General features: G+C 27.5%; 19 protein-coding genes. 3 read left to right on the top strand and 16 right to left on the bottom strand.

What is annotated here, in order from left to right; all coding sequences use genetic code 11:
- Window positions 1-140 precede the first annotated feature (140 nt).
- The gene (locus CNEONATNEC86_RS01310) at window positions 141-1,124 is read left to right on the top strand and encodes a hypothetical protein (protein WP_125149613.1); all 984 of its coding nucleotides are present in this window, start codon (window positions 141-143) and stop codon (window positions 1,122-1,124) included.
- Between the two features lie 61 nt (window positions 1,125-1,185).
- On the top strand, window positions 1,186-1,761 hold the full coding sequence (locus CNEONATNEC86_RS01305) for a cell wall hydrolase (RefSeq protein WP_058293549.1): 576 nt from the start codon (window positions 1,186-1,188) through the stop codon (window positions 1,759-1,761).
- A 91-nt stretch (window positions 1,762-1,852) separates the two neighbouring features.
- Here the strand turns inward: CNEONATNEC86_RS01305 and iadA are convergent, their stop codons facing one another.
- The 8 genes from iadA to CNEONATNEC86_RS01265 all read right to left on the bottom strand — a co-directional run bounded on the left by iadA (window position 1,853) and on the right by CNEONATNEC86_RS01265 (window position 12,772).
- Window positions 1,853-3,025: a beta-aspartyl-peptidase gene (gene iadA, locus CNEONATNEC86_RS01300; protein WP_125149612.1), complete on the bottom strand. Its 1,173-nt coding sequence runs from the start codon at window positions 3,023-3,025 to the stop codon at window positions 1,853-1,855.
- 102 nt (window positions 3,026-3,127) lie between these two features.
- Complete coding sequence (locus tag CNEONATNEC86_RS01295; protein ID WP_159115461.1) at window positions 3,128-4,429, bottom strand: tetratricopeptide repeat protein; 1,302 nt, start codon at window positions 4,427-4,429, stop codon at window positions 3,128-3,130.
- 117 nt (window positions 4,430-4,546) lie between these two features.
- Window positions 4,547-6,166: a phosphoenolpyruvate--protein phosphotransferase gene (gene ptsP, locus CNEONATNEC86_RS01290; protein ID WP_125149610.1), complete on the bottom strand. Its 1,620-nt coding sequence runs from the start codon at window positions 6,164-6,166 to the stop codon at window positions 4,547-4,549.
- 259 nt (window positions 6,167-6,425) lie between these two features.
- Window positions 6,426-7,463, bottom strand: coding sequence for a ribonucleotide-diphosphate reductase subunit beta (locus CNEONATNEC86_RS01285; protein ID WP_058293553.1), 1,038 nt, complete (start codon window positions 7,461-7,463; stop codon window positions 6,426-6,428).
- Between the two features lie 105 nt (window positions 7,464-7,568).
- The gene (locus CNEONATNEC86_RS01280; protein ID WP_159135413.1) at window positions 7,569-9,800 is read right to left on the bottom strand and encodes a ribonucleoside-diphosphate reductase subunit alpha; all 2,232 of its coding nucleotides are present in this window, start codon (window positions 9,798-9,800) and stop codon (window positions 7,569-7,571) included.
- A 186-nt stretch (window positions 9,801-9,986) separates the two neighbouring features.
- The gene (locus CNEONATNEC86_RS01275; RefSeq protein ID WP_125149608.1) at window positions 9,987-11,333 is read right to left on the bottom strand and encodes a sensor histidine kinase; all 1,347 of its coding nucleotides are present in this window, start codon (window positions 11,331-11,333) and stop codon (window positions 9,987-9,989) included.
- On the bottom strand, window positions 11,305-11,997 hold the full coding sequence (locus CNEONATNEC86_RS01270) for a response regulator transcription factor (protein ID WP_159135412.1): 693 nt from the start codon (window positions 11,995-11,997) through the stop codon (window positions 11,305-11,307). The genes CNEONATNEC86_RS01275 and CNEONATNEC86_RS01270 overlap by 29 nt, the downstream gene beginning before the upstream one ends.
- Window positions 11,998-12,040: 43 nt before the next feature.
- Window positions 12,041-12,772: a tetratricopeptide repeat protein gene (locus CNEONATNEC86_RS01265; RefSeq protein WP_159136050.1), complete on the bottom strand. Its 732-nt coding sequence runs from the start codon at window positions 12,770-12,772 to the stop codon at window positions 12,041-12,043.
- 332 nt (window positions 12,773-13,104) lie between these two features.
- Between CNEONATNEC86_RS01265 and CNEONATNEC86_RS01260 the strand changes: the two genes are divergently transcribed.
- On the top strand, window positions 13,105-13,965 hold the full coding sequence (locus tag CNEONATNEC86_RS01260; RefSeq protein WP_058293558.1) for a YitT family protein: 861 nt from the start codon (window positions 13,105-13,107) through the stop codon (window positions 13,963-13,965).
- Window positions 13,966-14,074: 109 nt separating this feature from the next.
- On the opposite strand, the gene CNEONATNEC86_RS01255 is transcribed toward CNEONATNEC86_RS01260, so the two are convergent.
- The 8 genes from CNEONATNEC86_RS01255 to truA all read right to left on the bottom strand — a co-directional run bounded on the left by CNEONATNEC86_RS01255 (window position 14,075) and on the right by truA (window position 20,953).
- The gene (locus CNEONATNEC86_RS01255) at window positions 14,075-14,632 is read right to left on the bottom strand and encodes a Fe-S-containing hydro-lyase (RefSeq protein WP_058293559.1); all 558 of its coding nucleotides are present in this window, start codon (window positions 14,630-14,632) and stop codon (window positions 14,075-14,077) included.
- An 11-nt stretch (window positions 14,633-14,643) separates the two neighbouring features.
- A complete protein-coding gene (locus CNEONATNEC86_RS01250) occupies window positions 14,644-15,486 on the bottom strand; it encodes a fumarate hydratase (RefSeq protein ID WP_058293560.1) in 843 nt (280 codons plus the stop codon).
- Window positions 15,487-15,914: 428 nt separating this feature from the next.
- Entirely contained in the window at window positions 15,915-16,574 is a 660-nt protein-coding gene (gene cwlD, locus CNEONATNEC86_RS01245; RefSeq protein WP_058293561.1) for an N-acetylmuramoyl-L-alanine amidase CwlD, read from the bottom strand.
- A 167-nt stretch (window positions 16,575-16,741) separates the two neighbouring features.
- The gene (locus tag CNEONATNEC86_RS01240; protein WP_058293562.1) at window positions 16,742-18,358 is read right to left on the bottom strand and encodes a Na/Pi cotransporter family protein; all 1,617 of its coding nucleotides are present in this window, start codon (window positions 18,356-18,358) and stop codon (window positions 16,742-16,744) included.
- 218 nt (window positions 18,359-18,576) lie between these two features.
- The gene (locus tag CNEONATNEC86_RS01235; RefSeq protein ID WP_098021069.1) at window positions 18,577-18,963 is read right to left on the bottom strand and encodes a hypothetical protein; all 387 of its coding nucleotides are present in this window, start codon (window positions 18,961-18,963) and stop codon (window positions 18,577-18,579) included.
- Window positions 18,964-19,208: 245 nt separating this feature from the next.
- Complete coding sequence (rpsI, locus tag CNEONATNEC86_RS01230; protein WP_058293564.1) at window positions 19,209-19,601, bottom strand: 30S ribosomal protein S9; 393 nt, start codon at window positions 19,599-19,601, stop codon at window positions 19,209-19,211.
- Between the two features lie 25 nt (window positions 19,602-19,626).
- Complete coding sequence (gene rplM, locus CNEONATNEC86_RS01225; protein WP_097919245.1) at window positions 19,627-20,061, bottom strand: 50S ribosomal protein L13; 435 nt, start codon at window positions 20,059-20,061, stop codon at window positions 19,627-19,629.
- A 157-nt stretch (window positions 20,062-20,218) separates the two neighbouring features.
- Complete coding sequence (gene truA, locus CNEONATNEC86_RS01220) at window positions 20,219-20,953, bottom strand: tRNA pseudouridine(38-40) synthase TruA (RefSeq protein ID WP_058293566.1); 735 nt, start codon at window positions 20,951-20,953, stop codon at window positions 20,219-20,221.
- Window positions 20,954-21,013: the final 60 nt, after the last annotated feature.

Here is a 21,013-nt window from a genome sequence, read left to right as displayed (position 1 = left end):
ATAACAATTTTTTATTTAATACACTTAAAATAGAATTACTATTTTCTTACTTTTTAATTATTTTTATAATAAATTTAAATTAATATAATATATTTATTATTAAGTATACAAATCTTTATTGTACTAAAGGAGGATATTATATGATTAAATTCAAATCCAGAGATATTAAATTTTCTATAATTACTTTGAGCATGTTATTTATTTCTATTATAGTATTAACTTTATCCTTCAAAAATAATGATTTACATAAATTATCTATTGTTTCTCAAGAGATTTGTAATGTAAATAAAGACTTAGGTAGTACCATAAATAATAATGATTTTAATTCTAATGAATCTATAGACATTTTAAAAGAAAATCTAATTAAGCTACAAAAGCTTAATAACTCATTAGAAAATATTAATGTGAAAGATAAGAATATTAACTTAAAAAATCAATTATCATCTTATATAGAATCTAATATCAAGCTTTACGAATCTTCATTATCTATATTAAATATGCAAAATCCAGACAATTTCTCATCTCTTTATAATAATTTACTTAAATCAGAACAAAATATATTAATAAATACAGATAGCTTTAAAAATAGTAGGTTAAATATATCTTTTCCTAAAGAAGCTAATATATTTTTTATAAAACTAAATCAATATGTTAATGATTCATTTAAAAGCACTCGCGAAAAAGATATTGTTTATTCTCAGAAACAAGATTTCTTAATCGAAATCAATTCAATATTATCTGATTTTTCTTATTTGAAAGAAGATTTAAATCCTATTATAAATAATATTAAAGATACCAAAAGAAGCCTATTGATATTAATAAGTGATATAAACACAAAGCGTTCTAAATATCTAGAAATCAGAGAAAAGTCATATTCTATTATTCTTCCTACTGGCACTCAAGAATGTTATGAATCACTAATTGAAATGCTAAATTCTTATGAAATTTATTTAAATAGCATAGAAAGTAGTATAAAGTACGATATAGAGAATTCAAAATTAGATGACAATAAATTAAATACAGTTATTAATAATAATTATAAAGATTCCTTTGATAAATATAATACGTTTTTATCATGCTATGGTACTTTAAAAAATAATATAAAAATTTATAAAAAACATTAATGTATATAATTACTCCTTCTGGCAATAATATTATTTGTCGTGATAAGCGAAGGAGGGTTTTATGAAAAAAATATATAGTATTTTTTTTGCTACATTAATAATCTGTCTTTGTGTTATTAATATCAATACAGCTTATGCTAAAAGCCAAAACTCAGGTTTTAGTACAAATTTAATTAAATCTGATAATTATTCAAATAAATCAGTATTAACTAATAAAAATAATTATACTGATGTTAGTGTTTTTAGCTATGCAACACAACAATTATATATAACACAAGATGACATAGAATTAATGGCAAAGCTTGTTGCAGCAGAAAGTATTGGCGAGCCATATACGGGTAAAATAGCAGTTGCATCTGTTGTTCTAAATCGTGTCGCTAATCCAAAATTTCCAAATAGTATTCAAGGAGTGATTTTTCAAAAAAATGCTTTTTCATGCGTTAGAAACAACCAGATTATAAGCACTCCTAATGAGGACTGTTATAGAGCTGTATATGAAGCAATAAATGGTAGTGATCCAACAAATAAAGCTTTATTCTTTTACAATCCTGCTATTGCTACATGCAATTGGATGAAACAAAGCAATAAAGTTAATGAGACAATAATTGGTCATCACACATTTTTCAAAATCGAATAGAATATAATTATATAAAAAATAGACTATCCCTTAATATGAATTTAGGATAGTCTATCTTAATTTTTATTCAAAAATGAAAATTAAAAACTTTCTATTCAAAGTACCCTTTAACTATAGCTTTTCTATTTTGAACCATTATTTTACCTTTAGCAATTACAGTTTCAATCTCTAGTGATTCCTTATTAACCATTACTAAATCTGCATCTTTTCCATTTTGAATAATCCCTTTATCTTTCAAGCATAATCTTTCTGCTACATTAGATGTGATAACTTTTAAGGCTAACTCTATTGAAACATCAAAATCTTTGATTGCTGAACATACTTCATCATATAAAGATTTAACAGAACATATTCCATAACTTATTAAATTACCATCTTTATCAAAGCTGGGTAGGCTTCCATTTCCATCAGATGAAAAAGTTATATTTTCTATAGGTACATTATTATCAATTAAAAATTTTAATGCTTTTCCTGCCCTAAATTCTCCTTCTTGTAAATTATCTGGATCACAGCTAGTAGTCAAATCTATAAATCCACCTTCTTTAGTGTATCTTATTCCATCTTGAAGTAAATCACTATTTCTATTTATATGGGTAGGTAATAATTGTGATGCAGGTATCTCAGTGCCCTCTATTAAATCAAACAAGTACTTTAATCTTCTCGCTCCATCTCCTAAATGAATATTAACTATTCCACATTTACCAGATAAAATTCCTCCTACTCTACTTTCTGCTATAGTCCTTAAAAATTCTTCATATGTAGCCTGTGAACTTCTATTGTCCGATATAGCTATTTCTCCAACACCTATAAACTCTTCTATTAGCAATAAATCTCCCTTTATAGATCCTGTTAATGTTTTTACTGGAATTTCATATGATCCGGTGTAGCAATACACTGATAATCCAAGGTTTTTTAAAGATTTTGCTTTAGCAATTAAAGATTTAGAACTTCTACATACGTTATCTGTTCCAATACATCCAACCAAAGTAGTTATTCCTGATTCTGTTATTGTTGATAGTCCAATTTCTGGTGTTCTTGTCTCATATCCACCTTCTCCACCGCCTCCAAGTATGTGCACATGTGAATCTATAAAACCTGGAAATAATAATTTTCCGTGTCCATCAATTATTTCTATATCTAATTCTACATTTTGTATATTTAGTGAATCATAAATCCCTTCTATTTTTTCTCCTACTACTAGGACATCTTTTACCCCGATATATCTAGGTGAATATACCTCACACCCTTTAATAATAGTTATCATATATACTTCTCTCCTTTAAATTTAAAATAAAAGATAATCTAATGATATATAAAATCACATATCATTAGATTATCCTTAAAAAGCAATTCAATTCAGTTTTTATTAACTATTTAAAATATTAACTATATAATCATTTATATATATTGATCCTGGAAACTTAATAATTAATTCATTTGCATATGCTTTACTTTTTTCTTTATCTACAGAATTAGTTAACATAGCCAATTCATATAAAGCACCTTCTGTATATGCTCCAATTGGATACTCTTTATAATATTCTTCATATTGCTTTATAGCCAACTCATTTTTCATAAGCATAGATAAGTTACTTGCTCTATAAAATAAAATGTGCTCTTTATAATCATTATTTTCACAAAAATCGTATGCTTTATCGAATTCTATCTCTGCATTCTCATAATCCTTTTGATTATAATATTCTAATCCCATATTATAATAGTTTACTACACCTTCTGAATTTATTAAATTAACAGCCTGTCTATATAAATATATATTCTCACTTCCGATATTTTCTTTATTTATTCCTCTTACTTCATCTACAAGAGCATCAATATTTTTATTTGATATTAGTCCTTTTATCTTTTCAGCATCAAAAACTGTACCTGTATTCTCATTATCATTGTTATTATCTTCATCAGTTTCAGCCTTCTTATTATCCATTTCATCTTTTTTATCTTGTTTCCTAGAATCACTATTTTCTTTATTTAAATTTTTTTCTTTATCATTACTTGTAATTAAATTATTACTGCTTTTATTATTAAATAAATTTTCATAATTATTTCTCATGAATAGAGTAATAAAACTGCATATAATAATTATTGTAATAAATAAAATAGTTGATAATATAATTTTTTTTGAAGATTTCTTTTTTAGTTTATATCCTCCAAAATCAATCAATTCTTTTTGAATTGTAATAGCCTCTTTATCATTACAATCTATCTTTAATGCTTTCTCTATATAATCATAAGCCTTGCTATAATCTCCCTTTTTTTGATAGCAAATAGCCAGTCCAGTATTTACTTTTATAGAATTAAAATCGCTTAATGCACATCTTGAAAGCAATTCTAACGCTAGTTCAATATTCAATTTTTTCAACGCTTCTTCTGATCTTTCGTATAAATCCAATCTCTCAAAATCACTTTGAGCATCCTTTATATAATTTGATGCAATAGTATCGTTGTTTAATTCCTTATTCAATTTCCATACTGTTATAGCTTCATTTAATCTTCCTTTTTGATACAAGAGCATTCCTTTAAAATTCAAAATTGAAGAGTTATTTAATTCTTCTGAAAGCGCTAATTCACAGATATCTAATGCATTATCAATCTTACCTTGTTCATATAAACTCATAGCTTTCTCATATAATTTTCTCGATTTTTTTTCCATAAACAATCCCCTTATTTATAAGTAAAATCTGTGCTATATATAGTATATAATTTAATACTAATATTTACAATAAAAGCCGCCCCAAAATACTTGAGACGGCTATTAAAAGAATATATATTATTCTTGTTCTAACATTATTTTTTTAGCATTTAAGATTGAAGTAGCACTCATTGAGAACTCATCTAATCCATATTCAACTAATGTAGGGATAGCAGCTTCATCTCCTGCCATTTCTCCACACATTCCAACCCATTTACCGTGCTTATGAGCTCCATCAATTGTCATCTTTATTAATCTTAATACAGCTGGGTGCATTGGATTGTAAAGATATGAAACTTTTTCGCTCATTCTATCAGCAGCTAATGTATATTGGATTAAGTCATTTGTTCCGATTGAGAAGAAATCAACATGTTTAGCTAATTCATCAGCATAAACTGCTGCAGCTGGAATCTCAACCATGATACCCCATTGAATATCTTCTGAATATGCTTTTCCTTCCGCTTTTAATTCTGCTTTACATTCTTCAACAACTTCTTTCGCTTGTTCGAATTCTTGTAATCCTGAAATCATTGGGAACATAACTGCAAGCTTACCAAATACAGAAGCTCTAAGTAATGCTCTTAATTGAACTTTAAATATGTCTTTTCTATCTAAACAAAGTCTTATTGCTCTATATCCTAAGAACGGATTCATTTCTTCTGGTAATGGTAAGTATGGAAGAGTCTTATCTCCACCTATATCTAAAGTTCTGATAACAACTTGCTTACCTCCCATTTTTTCAAGAACAAATTTATAGCTTTCAAATTGTTCTTCTTCAGTTGGTGCACTATCTCTATCCATATATAAAAATTCAGTTCTGAATAAACCTACACCATCACCACCGTTTGCTATAACTCCAAGAACATCTTCTGGTTTACCAATGTTTCCGCAAACTTCTATTCTTCTACCTGATTTAGTAGTAGTTTTTACATCTATTAATTTCTTTAATTCTTCTTGTTCTTGTCTAAATTTTTCTTTCTTAGCCTTATATTCAGCTAAAACATCATCTGAAGGATTTATGATTACATCACCAGTTAATCCATCAACTATAACAGAATCTCCATTTTTAACACTGTCTGTTATATCTCCTAAGCCAAGAACTGCTGGTATTTCTAAAGTTCTAGCCATAATTGCTGCATGTGAAGTTCTTCCACCTATATTTGTGATAAAACCTACAACCTTACTTCTATCTAATCCAGCTGTATCTGATGGTGTTAAATCATGTGCTACTACTACAGTATTTTCTTCTGTTATAGCTAAAGAATCTCCACCTTTTCCTGCAAAATTTGATAAAATTCTTTTTGAAACGTCTTTTATATCAGCCGCTCTTTCTCTCATATATTCATTATCCATTGACTCAAATATAGCAACGAATGTATTTGTAACATTTTCAATAGCTTTTAAACCATTTAAATTGTTGTTTTCGATTTCACTCATCATAGCACCAGTAAATTCTGGATCATCTAATAATGTGATGTGAGCTTCGAATACTTCTGCTTTTTCTGCTCCCATTTCAGTTGCAGCTTTAACCTTTATAGCCTCTAATTGTGATTTTGAATCATCTAATGCTTTTTGCATTTTTGCCTTTTCTGCATCAACATCAGTAATTTTTGCATCAGTTACAACTATTTCTTCATCTACGTGCAAAAATACTTTTCCTATTGCATATCCTTTAGAAGCAGCAATACCTTTTTTCATAATATGGAACTCCTCCTTGAATGTATATTTTCTTCTCAAATTAATTAATTTAGTACTCTATATGGTGTCTGCAATTACTATTTTAGTATAAACAACTACAATTATAACATACTTTTTGTGAATTTTAACAGTTTGTTATAATTTTTTTTATGTAATAAACTATTAAATTATACATTTTTTATTAATTCAATGTATTATATTTAACTTATTTTTTAAAATTTGAGCATATAAGTTAAATATAATACATTTTGTATTTTTTCTATAAATCATCAACTAATGTCGCAGCTTTGGCATAAGCCGTAGATCTTGCTTCAAAGAAATCAGTCTTAACTGAATTGGCATTAGATAAACTATCCACCCATGAGGCTGGATTTTTATCATACTCAGTTGAATATAGAGGCTCTAAATTTATCTCTCTAAGTCTTTTGTTACCCAGGTATTTTATGTAGTCTTCAATTAACTTTTTATTTATTCCTTGTATATTATCTCCAATAACATAATGTCCCCAAAGAATTTCTTGGCTTACTCCATATTCCATCATCTCTCTTAATTCACTCTTTATTTCATTTGTGAATAGTTCTGGATTTTCATTTTGTAATTCTTTTATTATATTTCTAAATAACCAAAGATGTGTATTTTCATCTCTGTTAATATATCTAATCTCCTGTGCAGATCCAGGCATTTTCCCATTTCTTTCTAAATTATAAAAGAACATAAATCCTGAATAGAAATAGATTCCCTCCAATATATAATTAGCCATTAGCGCCTTTAATAGGTTTGTTTCTGTTGGATTATCTATAAATTGATTATATAAATCTCCAATAAATTTATTTCTATTTAAAAGAATCTCATCATCTTTCCATTGATATAGTATTTCATTTCTCTTTTCTGGAGAACAAATGCTATCAAGCATATAGCTATAACTTTGAGAATGTACTGCTTCTTGGAAACTTTGTATTGTTAAGCATAGATTTACTTCACTAGCAGTTATATAGTTATTAATATTTCCTAAATTAGCAGTTTGAATCGAATCTAAAAAGATTAAAAATGATAATATCTTATCATAAGCAGTTCTTTCTTCCTCAGATAATTTCTTATAATCTTTTAAATCTTGAGAAAGATTAACTTCTTCAGGTATCCAAAAGTTATTCATTCCTTGCCTATACCAATCTGACACCCAAGTATATTTCATATTATTAAAATCATTTAAATTAGTAGTATTTCCATTTATAATTCTCTTCTTACTTATTTCCCTATCCCCAAATTCGTTAAAAAGGGGTTTTTTTTCAATTTTCATAAAATATTACTCCTATCATTAATTAAACATTTATATTTATCAATTTAAATGTATATCTTTAGAATACTTATTCTTGTATTCTTATACTCCTAAGAATACATATTTCTAAGCTGAACAGCTCTCACATTCTGACACTTCTAAGGATTTTGATCTTACATAATATATAGATTTAACTTTACATTTACATGCCTCTATATATAAATTCATTATTTGTCGCATTGTATAATCACTTGTTATATAAAGGTTAAAAGATTGCCCCTGATCAATATGTCTTTGACGTATCCCATTTATTTGTACTGACCATTTTTGCTCTATATTATATGCAGAATTATAATACCAGTAATTATCATCACAAAGGCTTGGTGCTGTTTTAGGAATTATGCTTCCTTTTTTCTCTTCCAAATAAAATCTAGACATTATTGGATCAATACCTTCAGACGTTCCTGCTATAGTCGCAGTTGATCCATTAGGTGCTATAGCTATTAAATATCCATTTCTAAGCCCATTCTTATTTACTTCTTCTTTTAACTTAATCCACTTTTCATCATTATAATGTCTTAATTCAAAATAAGCTCCATTCTCCCAATCTGAACCTTTAAATAATTCATATGCTCCTTTTTCTTTAGAAATTTTCATACTTGATTTTATAGCATAATAATTTATTTTTTCATAAACTTCATCTGCAAAATTCTTATGTTTTTCTTCCGTCCAATGAATTTTATTATTAGCAAGCATATGATGATATCCGCTTGTTCCAAGTCCTATTGCTCTATATTTTTTATTAGTTATCTCTGCAAATGGAACTGAATAATAATTTAAATCTATAACATTATCCATTGCTCTTATTTGAGTTTCAACAACATATTCCACTTCTTCATCGTTGCAAACATCTATATTTCCAAGTACTACTGATGAAAGATTACATACTACGAAATCACCTGGAATTATTTTATTAATTACAGAATATCCTTCTTCCGACTCTACAATTTTATTGCCCTCAATTTTCATAGGACTCATATTTTGCATTATTTCTGTACACAAATTAGAAGAATATATCATTCCTGCATGTTTATTTGGATTCATATCATTTGCTGTATCTCTAAAGAATGCAAAAGGGGCTCCAGTTTCAGCTGCACTTTTTATTATTAATCTAACTATATCCTTAACTGACATAACTCTTTTGTCAATTCTTTCATCATTTACGCAATCATAATATTTTTCTTCCCATTCTTCTCCATAAAAATCTTCTAGAGAATATCCCTTAACTAATTTTATCTCGTGAGGACACATCATATACCAGTCTGCATCAATATCATTTTCTGCAAGTTTCCAAAACAAATCTGGATAACATATCCCGGGAAATACATCATGTGCCTTCTTTCTATCGTCTCCATTATTAGTTCTTATTTGTAAAAATTCCGGAATATCTTTATGCCATGCATCAAGCCATATTGCTACTGAACCATTTCTTACACCCAATTGATCTACAGCAACTGCTGTATCATTAAATAGCTTTACCCAAGGAATAACTCCTCCAGAAGCACCTTTAAAACCTCTTATAGAAGATCCCAATGCTCTAACTTTTCCAATATATATTCCCATTCCGCCACCGAATTTTGAAACCTCCGCAAAATTGTCAAGTGATTTATATATTCCTTCTAAACTATCTTCAACACTATCAATAAAACATGAACTTAATTGATAAAATGGCTTTCTAGCGTTAGACATAGTTGGTGTTGCCATAGTAGCTTTTAATGAACTTAAAACATCATAAAATCTTTTTGCCCAATATACTCTATTTTCTTTCTTTTCTGGAATTGCTAAATGCATTGCTATTCCCATAAACATTTGTTGTGGAAGTTCTATGACATCTCTGTTAAAATCTTGAACTAGATATCTCTTTGTGATTAAATCTATTCCACTGTAATTAAATATAAAATCTCTCTCTGGCTTTATTTCTTTTTCTAACTCTAAAATATCTTCCTTTGAATAATTATCTAATATATATTTCCCGTATAAATTCCTATTAGTCAATTCTTCTATAAACTCATAATAATTTTTATATAGATCATTTATGCTTTCTATTCCCCTTAACTTTTTAACCTTCTCATACAATTCATATGTATATAATTTAGACGCTACGTATTGCCAATTAGGTTCCATATCATTAGTTAGCTCTAGAGAAACTTGTATTAATGATCTTCTTGTTTCACTATAATCCATGTTTTCTCTAACAATATGTTTTAGTGCTTTTATTAATTTATCTTCTGTATATATTCCCTCATTATCTTTAATTCCGTCAACAGCATCTTTACACAACTCTTTTATATCAAACATTTCTACCTCCACTATATCTTGTGCATGTTTTAGATTATTTCATACAATATATCGTATATTATAATTATTTGTTTAATATTTGTAAAACTTTAAAATTTCTAAATTAAGCTAAGAAAAAGCAGCTAATCTCTTCTTTTCTACGAATTAACTGCTTAAATAATAAATTTTATTTATTAGTATGTTTTCTTAATTAACAGGTAATGATATATATAGTTTAAACATATCTCCTTCTCTCTTTATATTAACTTCTCCACCATGTAACTCAATTATACTTTTGGTTATTGCAAGTCCTAATCCTGATCCTTCAACTTTTGAATTTCTAGACTTATCACCTCTAGCAAACCTTTCAAAAATCTCACTCTCATTAAAATCCATCTCATAATTCGCAATATTTTTAACAGAAATTTTTACATTGTTTTCTTTCTTTTCAGCTTTTATATATACTCTGGTATTATCCATAGAATATTTCAATGCATTCACAATCACGTTCTCCAATGCACGAGACATCAATTTTCCATCTAACTCCATGTATATAAATTCTTCTTCTGATGTAACTTTAAAAGATATGTTTTTTTCTTCATATAGTGTACTATATTCTCCTACTTCTTGATGGATTAATGATAGTAAATCTATTAATTCTTTATTTAATTTAATCTTTCCACTATTAATTTTAGACATCTCAAATAGATCTTCTATTAACGATTTTAATTTTAATGATTTTTTTTCTAAAATTAATAAATACTCCGTTCTTTCTTCCTCTGTTATATCTGGATTTTTTAATATATTAACATAATTGATTATTGATGTTAATGGTGTTTTTAAATCATGTGAAACATTTGATATAAGTTCTGTTTTTAATTTCTCATTTTTTACCCCTTCATATAAAATATCATCATATATTTTCTTTATTAGGTTTATATTATGAGCTAATTCTTCAATTGCAGGAGAACCTTCTAATTTTATATCCTCTTCCCAATTCCCCTCATTCACCTTTTTAAGAGCATCATTAACTATAATTACATCTAATGTCTTTTTTATAATATAAATTGTCGCCAGGAATAGCAATACAATTATAAGTATAGTTCCTTTAAATGGATAAGTCTTAAAAAAGCGAACAAATATATTATTTTCATATCCACCGGTTGCAAGAAAGTATAAATACGTAATTAAAAGAATTGTTAATACAGTCATAGATATAATCAAAGTTTTTCTAGTATCATCATAATTAAATCCATTTTTCATGACATATACTATGTTATTTATTAACTTAGATTTTATTTGTGGCGACTTTGGATTCCTTTTAATTATTATAAAGAGCTTAATAATATATACTATGTAAATAACTAGAATCATTAATCCCACTATTAAATTTTCGCCTAACTTGTTTCCTATCTGATAGTCTATTCTATTATTTTTAACGTAATCCCCTATTTCTGATATTAAAAATAATGTTATTGTGGAAACTACTATTACATCAAAAAGATATATGCTAGAAAAATACTCTTTAATTTTCTTTTTCAATCTTATATCCAATACCCCACACCACCTTAATATACTCTGGCTCCTTTGTATTTAATTCTATTTTTTCTCGTATTCTTCTGATATGTACTGTAACTGTATTTTCACTTTTATAAAAAGGTTCTTCCCATACCATCTCATATATTTCTTTAATTGAAAATACTTTTCCTAAATTAGACGCTAATAAGTGTAATATCTTATACTCTGTTGCAGTAACTTTTACTTCTTCTCCCCTTAATGTTATTTTTTTAGCTATGGTATCTATAACTAAATCTTTAACTTTTATAACATCTTCACTTTCTCCACTATTCAACGGTTTTTCATATCTTCTTAATTGTGATTTAACTCTTGCAACTAATTCTAAGTGATTGAATGGCTTTGTCATATAATCATCAGCACCTACATTTAGCCCTAAAATTTTATCCGAATCTTCTCCCTTTGCAGATAACATGATTATAGGTAAATTTTGCTTTTCTCTTATTTTAAGGCAAGTTCTTATTCCATCCAATCTCGGCATCATTATATCTAGTATAATTAAATGAATTTTTTCCTCTTCTAATATTTCTAGCGCTTCTATACCATCTCCAGCTTTAAATACATTCAAATTTTCGCCTCGTAAATATATCTCAATTGCATCTCTTATTTCTTTTTCATCGTCAACTACTAAAACATTAAACATACTTTAGATCCTCCCAAATAATTTTCTAAACAATAATACTACTTTAATTATATACTACTTTTTGAAATTCTTCAGATGATCTTACTGGTTCAAAATCATGCTCATTTTGTGCAACTTCTTTAGCTGCCGGATCAATTTCTATAGCTTTATTCAGATATTTCATTGTATTATTAATATCACCTCGTCTTCCATATATAGATGCAATGCCATAATAACTCCATACATAATCTTCTATTTCTAAATCTTTATTATACCACTTTAATGCTTCATCCATATTTCCATATAGTTCATAGGTGAGTGCTTTATTAAAAATTGCATAACCATAATCATCTTTTATAGATAGAGCCTTATCTATATCATTCATTCCCTCTTCATAATCACCATTATATGCTTTTGCTATTCCTCTTATGTTATATCCCATATAATTATTAGGGTAATTATTTACAAGCTCATTAGCTTTATTTATTGCATTTTCATATTCATTAGAAAAAAATAATCTATATGCCTCATTATATATATTATTTTCCTCTTCTGATATAGTATATATGCCATCCATATCATTAGGCTCTTTTCTATTTTCATTATTTTCTTCAATATAATCGGAATTATTGCTATTTATAATCATAGTATTTGAACTATTATTTATTTCCTCTCTATCTTTAAATTTTCTATTCATTATTCCTTCATATATCAATATTCCAATTGCTATTATTAATAGGGTTATTAATAATACTTTTTTCATTTTATCACTGACAGGTAATTTAACTCTCATAATTAATCTCCTTATTAATTTAATTCGATTCTAATTTATAGTTATTATATAAATAAATTATACAAATACTATCAATATACAATAAAGATTATTATATATCTGTTACAGTATTTTGTTTTAACATTAGAATTATTATTTTTATATTTTTATCCATTTATTTTAAACAAATAATTAATAATGTTTTTTATTTTTTCTATTTTAATATAGAAATATTATCCCTTATTAAAATTATTATTTCAACATTATTTATCCTTTTATATTATTTCTTGATTTTTGTCTTATAAAAGTGTATTAATATATTGACTATACATATAGATAGTAAAGGAGCATTTAAAATGAATACGTACTACAAATATAAAGCTACATTAATTGATGTTATCTTCATTTTTCTAGGTTGCACAATAGCTTCACTCGGAGTTAACCTATTTCTATCACATGCAAAATTATTAAGTGGTGGAGCTACAGGATTAGCATTAATTTTAGAGTATACAATAGGACTTCCTGCCGGAATAGTCGTATTTCTTTTGAATATTCCTTTATTAATAATAAGTTATAAAAAATTAGATAAATCATTTACTATATATACTACACTAGGAATGTTATCTCTTTCAATATCACTTATGCTTACTAAACCATTAACTAATTTAATACCATTAGAAAATGATCTACTTATTTTTTGTATTTATGGTGGTGTATTATGTGGTATTGGATATGGATTAGTATTTCTTAGAAATGGTTCTACTGGCGGAACAGATATAATAACAATGCTTATTAGAAAAAAATTTTCTAATTTTAATATAGGTGCATTAGGATTTTCTCTCAATATAATAATCATTATATTAGGTGCTATTATATTTGGAATTCCCCAAGCTTTATACACTTTAATTTCATTATTTATTCAAAGTACAGTACTAGATAGGATGCTAAAAGGATTTAGCAGTAAAAAACTACTTCTTATATTAACTGAAAAAGAAGAAGAAGTTATAGAATACGTAATAAAAGATTTACATCGTGGTGTTACTTCACTTGTTGCTGAAGGCGAATATACTCATGATAGAAAAAAGATGCTTTACTGTATTGTTACGTCACGTCAAATGATTTTATTAAAAAATATTGTTCATCAAATAGATCCAATGGCATTTATAACTATAATTGATATATCAGAAGTACGAGGCAAGGGTTTTATAAATATATAATATATTTATAAATTTAATTCACTAAATTTAAAATTAATCCACAATAAAAAAATAATCTATTGTTTTTATCCACAATAGATTATTTTTTTGTTGTTTTTGTTGATTATTTTTACTTTACTGATTCTAAATAACTTTTTTGTCCTATATCATAAAGGTTATTACCTTGTGGATCTATAATTACAACTAAAGGCATATCCTTTACTTCCATTCTTCTAATTGCCTCCGCACCTAAATCTTCATAGGCAATTATTTCAGACTTAATTATACTCTTCCCAATTAAAGCTGCAGCTCCACCAATAGCTCCAAAATATACTGCTTTATTTTTCTTTATAGAATCTATAACCTCTTCATTTCTTGCACCTTTTCCAATCATTCCTTTTAATCCAAGATCCATTAATCTAGGTGCATAGGCATCCATTCTATAACTAGTAGTCGGACCTGCTGAACCAATTACTTGACCAGGCTTTGCTGGTGATGGTCCAACATAATATATTGTTTCATCTTTTATATTTAGAGGCAATTCTTTTCCTTTATCTAATAATTCAATTAGACGTTTATGAGCAGCATCTCTTGCTGAATATATAACTCCACTTAATAATATGTTATCTCCAGCTTTTAAATTTGATATTTTATCTTCTGTAAGAGGTGTATGTAATTTAATATCCATAATCCAATCTCCTATAATATTATTTCTTTGTGTCTAGTTGCATGACAATTAATATTTACTGCCACTGGCAAACCTGCTATATGAGTAGGATAAACCTCTATATTTAGACCTAGCGCAGTAGTTCTTCCCCCGAAGCCTTGTGGCCCTATACCAAATTTATTTACTTTTTCTAATAATTCTTCTTCTAATTCTTTATAAAACTCATTTTTGTTTCTAATATCAATAGGTCTTATAAGAGCCTTTTTAGCCAAATATGCAGCTTTGTCAAATGTCCCTCCTATTCCTACTCCAATTACCATAGGAGGACATGGATTTGGGCCAGCAGCCTTTACAGTTTCTAATATAAACTTCTTTACTCCTTCAATTCCATCTGAAGGTTTTAACATTCCTATCTTACTCATATTTTCAGATCCAAATCCCTTTGGTGCTAATGTAATTTTAACTTTATCTCCTTCTACAATATCATAGTAAATTATAGCAGGAGTATTATCCTTAGTATTTATTCTTTCTATTGGATCTCCTACAACTGATTTTCTTAAGTATCCCTCCTCATATCCTCTTCTTACACCCTCATTTATGGCATCTTCTAGCTTTCCTCCTACAAGATGAACATCTTGTCCTATTTCCATAAAAACACATGCCATACCAGTATCCTGACAAATAGGCATCTCATCTTTACATGCAATTTCAGAATTAATAATTATTTTATCTAGTACATCTTCAGCTAGCTTCCATGTTTCTTTCTTCTTAGATATCTCTAAAGCTTCTTTTATATCATCTCCTAGATAATAATTAGCTTCAATACATAAATTCCTTACTGCCTCTGTTATAACTCCAACATTTAATTCTCTCATCCTAAAAACTCCTTTGCTTGTACTAAATATAAGTTTAAATATATTTCTTAATATTTACAAGCAAAAAACAAATTAGATTATTAACTAAAATTATCTAAACTACTATAATTTTAAATTGTTAAATAAATTTTTATTTTTCCTTCATAATTTAATATTTTCTTTATTATATTTAAATTATAAATAGTTATATTTGAGGTGATTTATGAAAAACTCACTACTTAACAAAATTGCTAATATTATAATATATTTTTTAGTCATCTGCCTAATATGTCTAATAACTTATAATATATTTCTATTAGTACATAGCACCTATTATATCCAATCTCCACCTAAGAATAGCATAGAAGTTGGTCCAAATTTATAAATAAATTATATATAAAAAAATTACCATCTTATTTTTATTGTTAAATAAGGTGGTAATGTTTAATTTACTTATTATCTTCAAAATATTTTTCTATTCCTAATGCTATCCCTTCAACTATTTTATCTTGATGATTTGAATCTTTTAATCTCTGCTCTTCTTCATGATTAGATAAAAATCCACATTCAACTATAATACTTCCACCTTCATAACCATCACGCAATATCTTATATTGATTTTTAGCTGCCTTAGGAATTCTTTTATTATTATCCTTTATTACACTCTTCATTGATTCTTGAACACTTTCTGCAAGCAATCTACTATTCTCATTATCCGAATACCATACCTGCGCTCCAAAGCAGCTAGACTGTTGAAACATGTTTTGATGTATAGAAATAAAAATATCGCAATTTGTTTCCTTTTTTAATTTGCATCTTTGTGTAAGATCATTTACTTTTTTAGTATCAAGTTCTTTATCTTCTTCTCTAGTCATATGAACTTCATACCCTTTTTCAAGTAAATAATCCCTTAACTTTAATGAAATATCTAAATTTATATCTTTCTCGATAGTTCCACTTTTACTTTTTGCTCCACCATCAATTCCACCATGACCTGGGTCTATTAATATTATATGTTTATCTTGATTACTCTCAGCGAAAACTGTAGTTGGTAATGAGAATAACATAATTGTAATGCATAATAATGTTAGTGCTCTTATATATCTCATTCTTTTGAATCCTCCTATTAGTAAAGCTTTATAAAATTAGTATTTGCTTACTCATAAGTATTTATACAATAGTAAATCTGTATATAATATCACTCACAGATAAAAAATAACCCTATCAAATAATTTTTTTATTTGATAGGGTTAAAACAAATTCTGTTATAATTATTTTAATTCACATAATTCTCTATAACACTTTCAGCTATATTAGTAGAATGATCTCCTATTCTTTCAAAAGAGCTTACTAAGTCTAGGAAAATAGCTCCTGCAAATGCATTACATTTTCCATCATATAATCTTTGAATATGTTTTTCTCTATATTTCTTTTGATATGTATCAATTTTATCCTCAATTTCAACAATATTTCTAGCTTGATTGATATTCCTATTTTCATATGATTCTACTGCTATCTCTAATGCTTCTAATGTAGTGTTATATATTTCATATAATTCATCTATGGCGTCTTTACTATATTTAAGTTTTTTATTAATTTTTTCGATTGATAAATCCGCAATATTCTCAGCATGATCTCCGATTCTTTCTATATCTATTATTACATGAAATGTAGATGCCACTATTCCTTTTTCTCTATCGGATAAATCACATTTTGCAAGCTTTATTAAGTATGTAGTTATACTTTCTTCTAATACATTTATTATTTTTTCATTTTCATATACCTTTTGTATTAATTCTTCATCATTATCTACAAATGCCTTCATTGCTAATTCAACGTTTTGCTTAGCCTTATTAGCCATTCTAATTGTTTCCTTTATTACTTGACCAGCAGCTATAACTGGTGTTTCAAGCACTCTATCATCTATATATTTAGGTCCAACTTTTTCTTCATTTTCTTCACAAGGTATTACTCTATTTATAAATTTTATTATGTACGTAGTAAATGGTAATAATAAGGCTGTATTCGCTATATTAAATACTGTATGTGCATTAGCAATTTGTCTACTAACATCATCTGGACTAGTATATTGAACAAATCTTGCTAATACGCCTAAGAATGGCAAGAATATTATAGTACCAACTATATTGAATATAAGATGTAGTAAAGCTGCTTTATGTGCTGTCTTATTAGTTCCTATACTAGCAATCATTGCAGTAATACATGTTCCTATATTACATCCAAATACAACTGGTAAAGCAAGACCAATATCTATAGTTCCAGTAGTAGCTAATGCAATTAGTATACCTGTTGTTGCAGATGAACTTTGAAGTATCGCAGTAATTGCAGCTCCTGCTATAATTCCTATAAACCAATTATCACCTATAGCAATTAGTATGTTAGTAAAAGCAGGCGAAGACGCTAGTGGCTTCATTGCTCCACTCATTATTCCCATCCCAGTAAATAATATACCAAAACCTAATATTATATTTCCTATTTCTCTTCTTTTCTTTGCTCTTGCAAACATTACTAATGCTGCACCAACAAATACAAACAATGGGGCTATTTGATCTAATTTAAATGCTACCAATTGAGCTGTTATTGTTGTTCCTATATTAGCTCCCATTATTATTCCAGCAGCTTGTGCTAAACTCATTAGTCCTGCATTAACAAAACCAACTACCATAACAGTTGTAGCACTACTACTCTGAATTACCATTGTAACAATCGCACCAATTGCAACTCCCATTAGACGATTACTTGTTACTTTTTCCAGGATTGATTTTAAACCGTCTCCTGCTGCATTTTCCAGTCCATCTCCCATTAATTTCATACCATAAATAAATAGTCCTAGTCCACCCATTAATTGAATAATAACTTTTATTGTTTCCAAAACCTTATTCTCCTTTGGCTAATTTATTTATTACCAATCAACAGTTTACATTAAATTTAACCTATTGTTAATATATTTACTTAAATTTTAACTTACATTTAATATTAATTATTAATTTAACCAATTTTTGTTGATTATTATTGAATTTATTCTATATATTTGTAATTTTAAGTCTAATTATATACTATTTATTCTAATTATTTCACAAATAATATACTCTATTTATTAATTATTTTTTCTATAAGTACAACTTCATATGTTACTTTCAATTTAATTCTATAAAAGCATCTTTTATTTGATCTTTTGCTAATTTTATCTTTTCTTTTTTTCTTAACTTCTTCCCATTCATCTATAGCTGCTATAAGTTGTTTCTTATTAACATTATTAAATATATGTTTATAATTAGAATAAAATATTGAATAATCCTTTTTTGTATAATTGATTCTTGATATAAATGAGTTTTCAAATACATTCCTTTTATCCCCATCTAATTCAATACGCTTAAACATTACTTCTAAGCATACTATTAAAGTAATAAGTAAACCTGCTATAATTCCTCCAATAAATTTTTCATTAATACCATGACGAATGAACACAATCCCCAATATAGGCCACTAAAAATTATTAATTATTTTTGTTCTTATAGTTATTTTATTATCATTCATTTAGTAACCTACCTTTTTAAATAATATAGAATATTTTACCAGAAATTGTTCTATATTTCTATATTACTATTAATAGATCTTTTTATTTATTACTTATAGATAAAAAACAACCTATTTTCATAAAATTTTATATAAGAGAAAACCCCACGAATATTGAATTCGTGGGGTTTGTATAACTCCAATAATTATCTCTTTGAGAATTGAGGAGCTCTTCTTGCCTTTTTAAGACCGTATTTCTTTCTTTCCTTCATTCTTGGATCTCTAGTTAAGAATCCAGCCTTCTTTAATTCTGACTTTAAAGCTTCATCAGATTTAACTAATGCTCTAGCTATACCGTGTCTGATAGCTCCTGCTTGACCTGTAAATCCACCACCGTGAACATTTACTAAAACGTCAAACTTTTCTTTAGCTCCAGTTAAAACTAATGGTTGGTTAACGATAACTCTTAAAGTTTCTAAACCAAAATAATTTTCGATATCTCTTTTATTTACAACTACGTTACCATTTCCTGGTACTAGTCTTACTCTTGCAACTGATTTTTTTCTTCTTCCAGTTCCCATATATTGAACTTTTGCCATTTTTCTTCCTCCTCCCGAGATCATATTAGTATCTTAATTCAAGTACTTCTGGTTTTTGAGCTGCATGTTTATGATCAGCACCTCTATATACATTTAGTTTCTTTAACATTTGTCTTCCTAAAACACCTGTTGGAAGCATTCTTCTTACAGCTTCTTCGAAAGCAAATTCTGGTTTCTTATCTAATACTACTCTGTATGGAGTTTCTTTTAATCCACCTGGGTAAAGGCTATGCTTTCTCATTAATTTTTGATCTAACTTCTTACCAGTTAAAACAACCTTTTCAGCGTTAATTACGATAACAAAATCTCCACAGTCAACGTTAGGTGTGAATGTTGGTTTATTTTTACCTCTTAAAATTGAAGCAACTTGGCTAGCAACTCTACCTAATGGCTTACCAGCAGCATCAACAACATACCATTTTCTTTCAATTTCACTTGCTTTTGCAATGTATGATTTCATCTGTTTCCCTCCCTGAACTTACATTAATTTTTTACTTTCACTTAAAGTAAATTTTTTATGTCAAGACCCGGGGCTAGTGGATCTTAATTACATAAATATTTAACAAACAAATCTATTATAATACACGCTTACGGGCGTGTCAACAATTTTTTGGTATTTAATAAAAAACTTTTTCTAATATTAATCCATTAGCTGGAACGCACATTCCCGCACGCTTTCTATTTCCTTCTTTAATTATGCTCTCAATTTCTTCTGGTTTTATTTTGCCATTTCCTACTTTTAATAATGTTCCTACTATAATTCTAACCATATTATATAAAAATCCATTTCCAGTTATAAAAATCTGTATTTTATCTCCATCTCTTTTTAAATATAATTCGTAGATTGTTCTAATTGTGGTTTTTATTGAACTCCCTGGAGACATAAATGCTCTAAAATCATGAGTACCTACAAAATACTTACACGCTTCCTCCATCTTATTAAAATCTAATGGATATCTATAATGATATAAATATTGATGCCCTAGTGATAGCCTCTCATATCTATTTATTATAGTATATGAATAAGTCTTTCCTTTCGAAGAGTACCTTGCATGAAAATTTTCAGCCACTTCCTCTGATTTAATAATAGAAACATCTTCTGGCAATCTAACATTAATTGCTTCTCTAAATTTTTCAGATGGAATTGTGCTATTTGTAAAAAAATTGGCTACCATGGATTTGGCATGAACTCCTGAGTCAGTCCTAGAACTTCCATTTATCTCTATTTGTTCATTAGTCGCTTTAAATATAGCCTTTTCTATTGTTTCTTGAACTGTTCTTCCTTTAGGCTGTTTTTGCCATCCACAAAAATTACTACCGTCAAATTCAATTGTTAACTTAATATTTTTCATTTTAAATTCCTCTTAACTAAACAAAGGCAGTTATACTATAAATAAATATATAGTATAACA

It is taken from the genome of Clostridium neonatale (assembly GCF_900465025.1).
GTDB lineage: Bacteria > Bacillota > Clostridia > Clostridiales > Clostridiaceae > Clostridium > Clostridium neonatale.
This window is presented reverse-complemented; position numbering and strand designations above follow the sequence as displayed.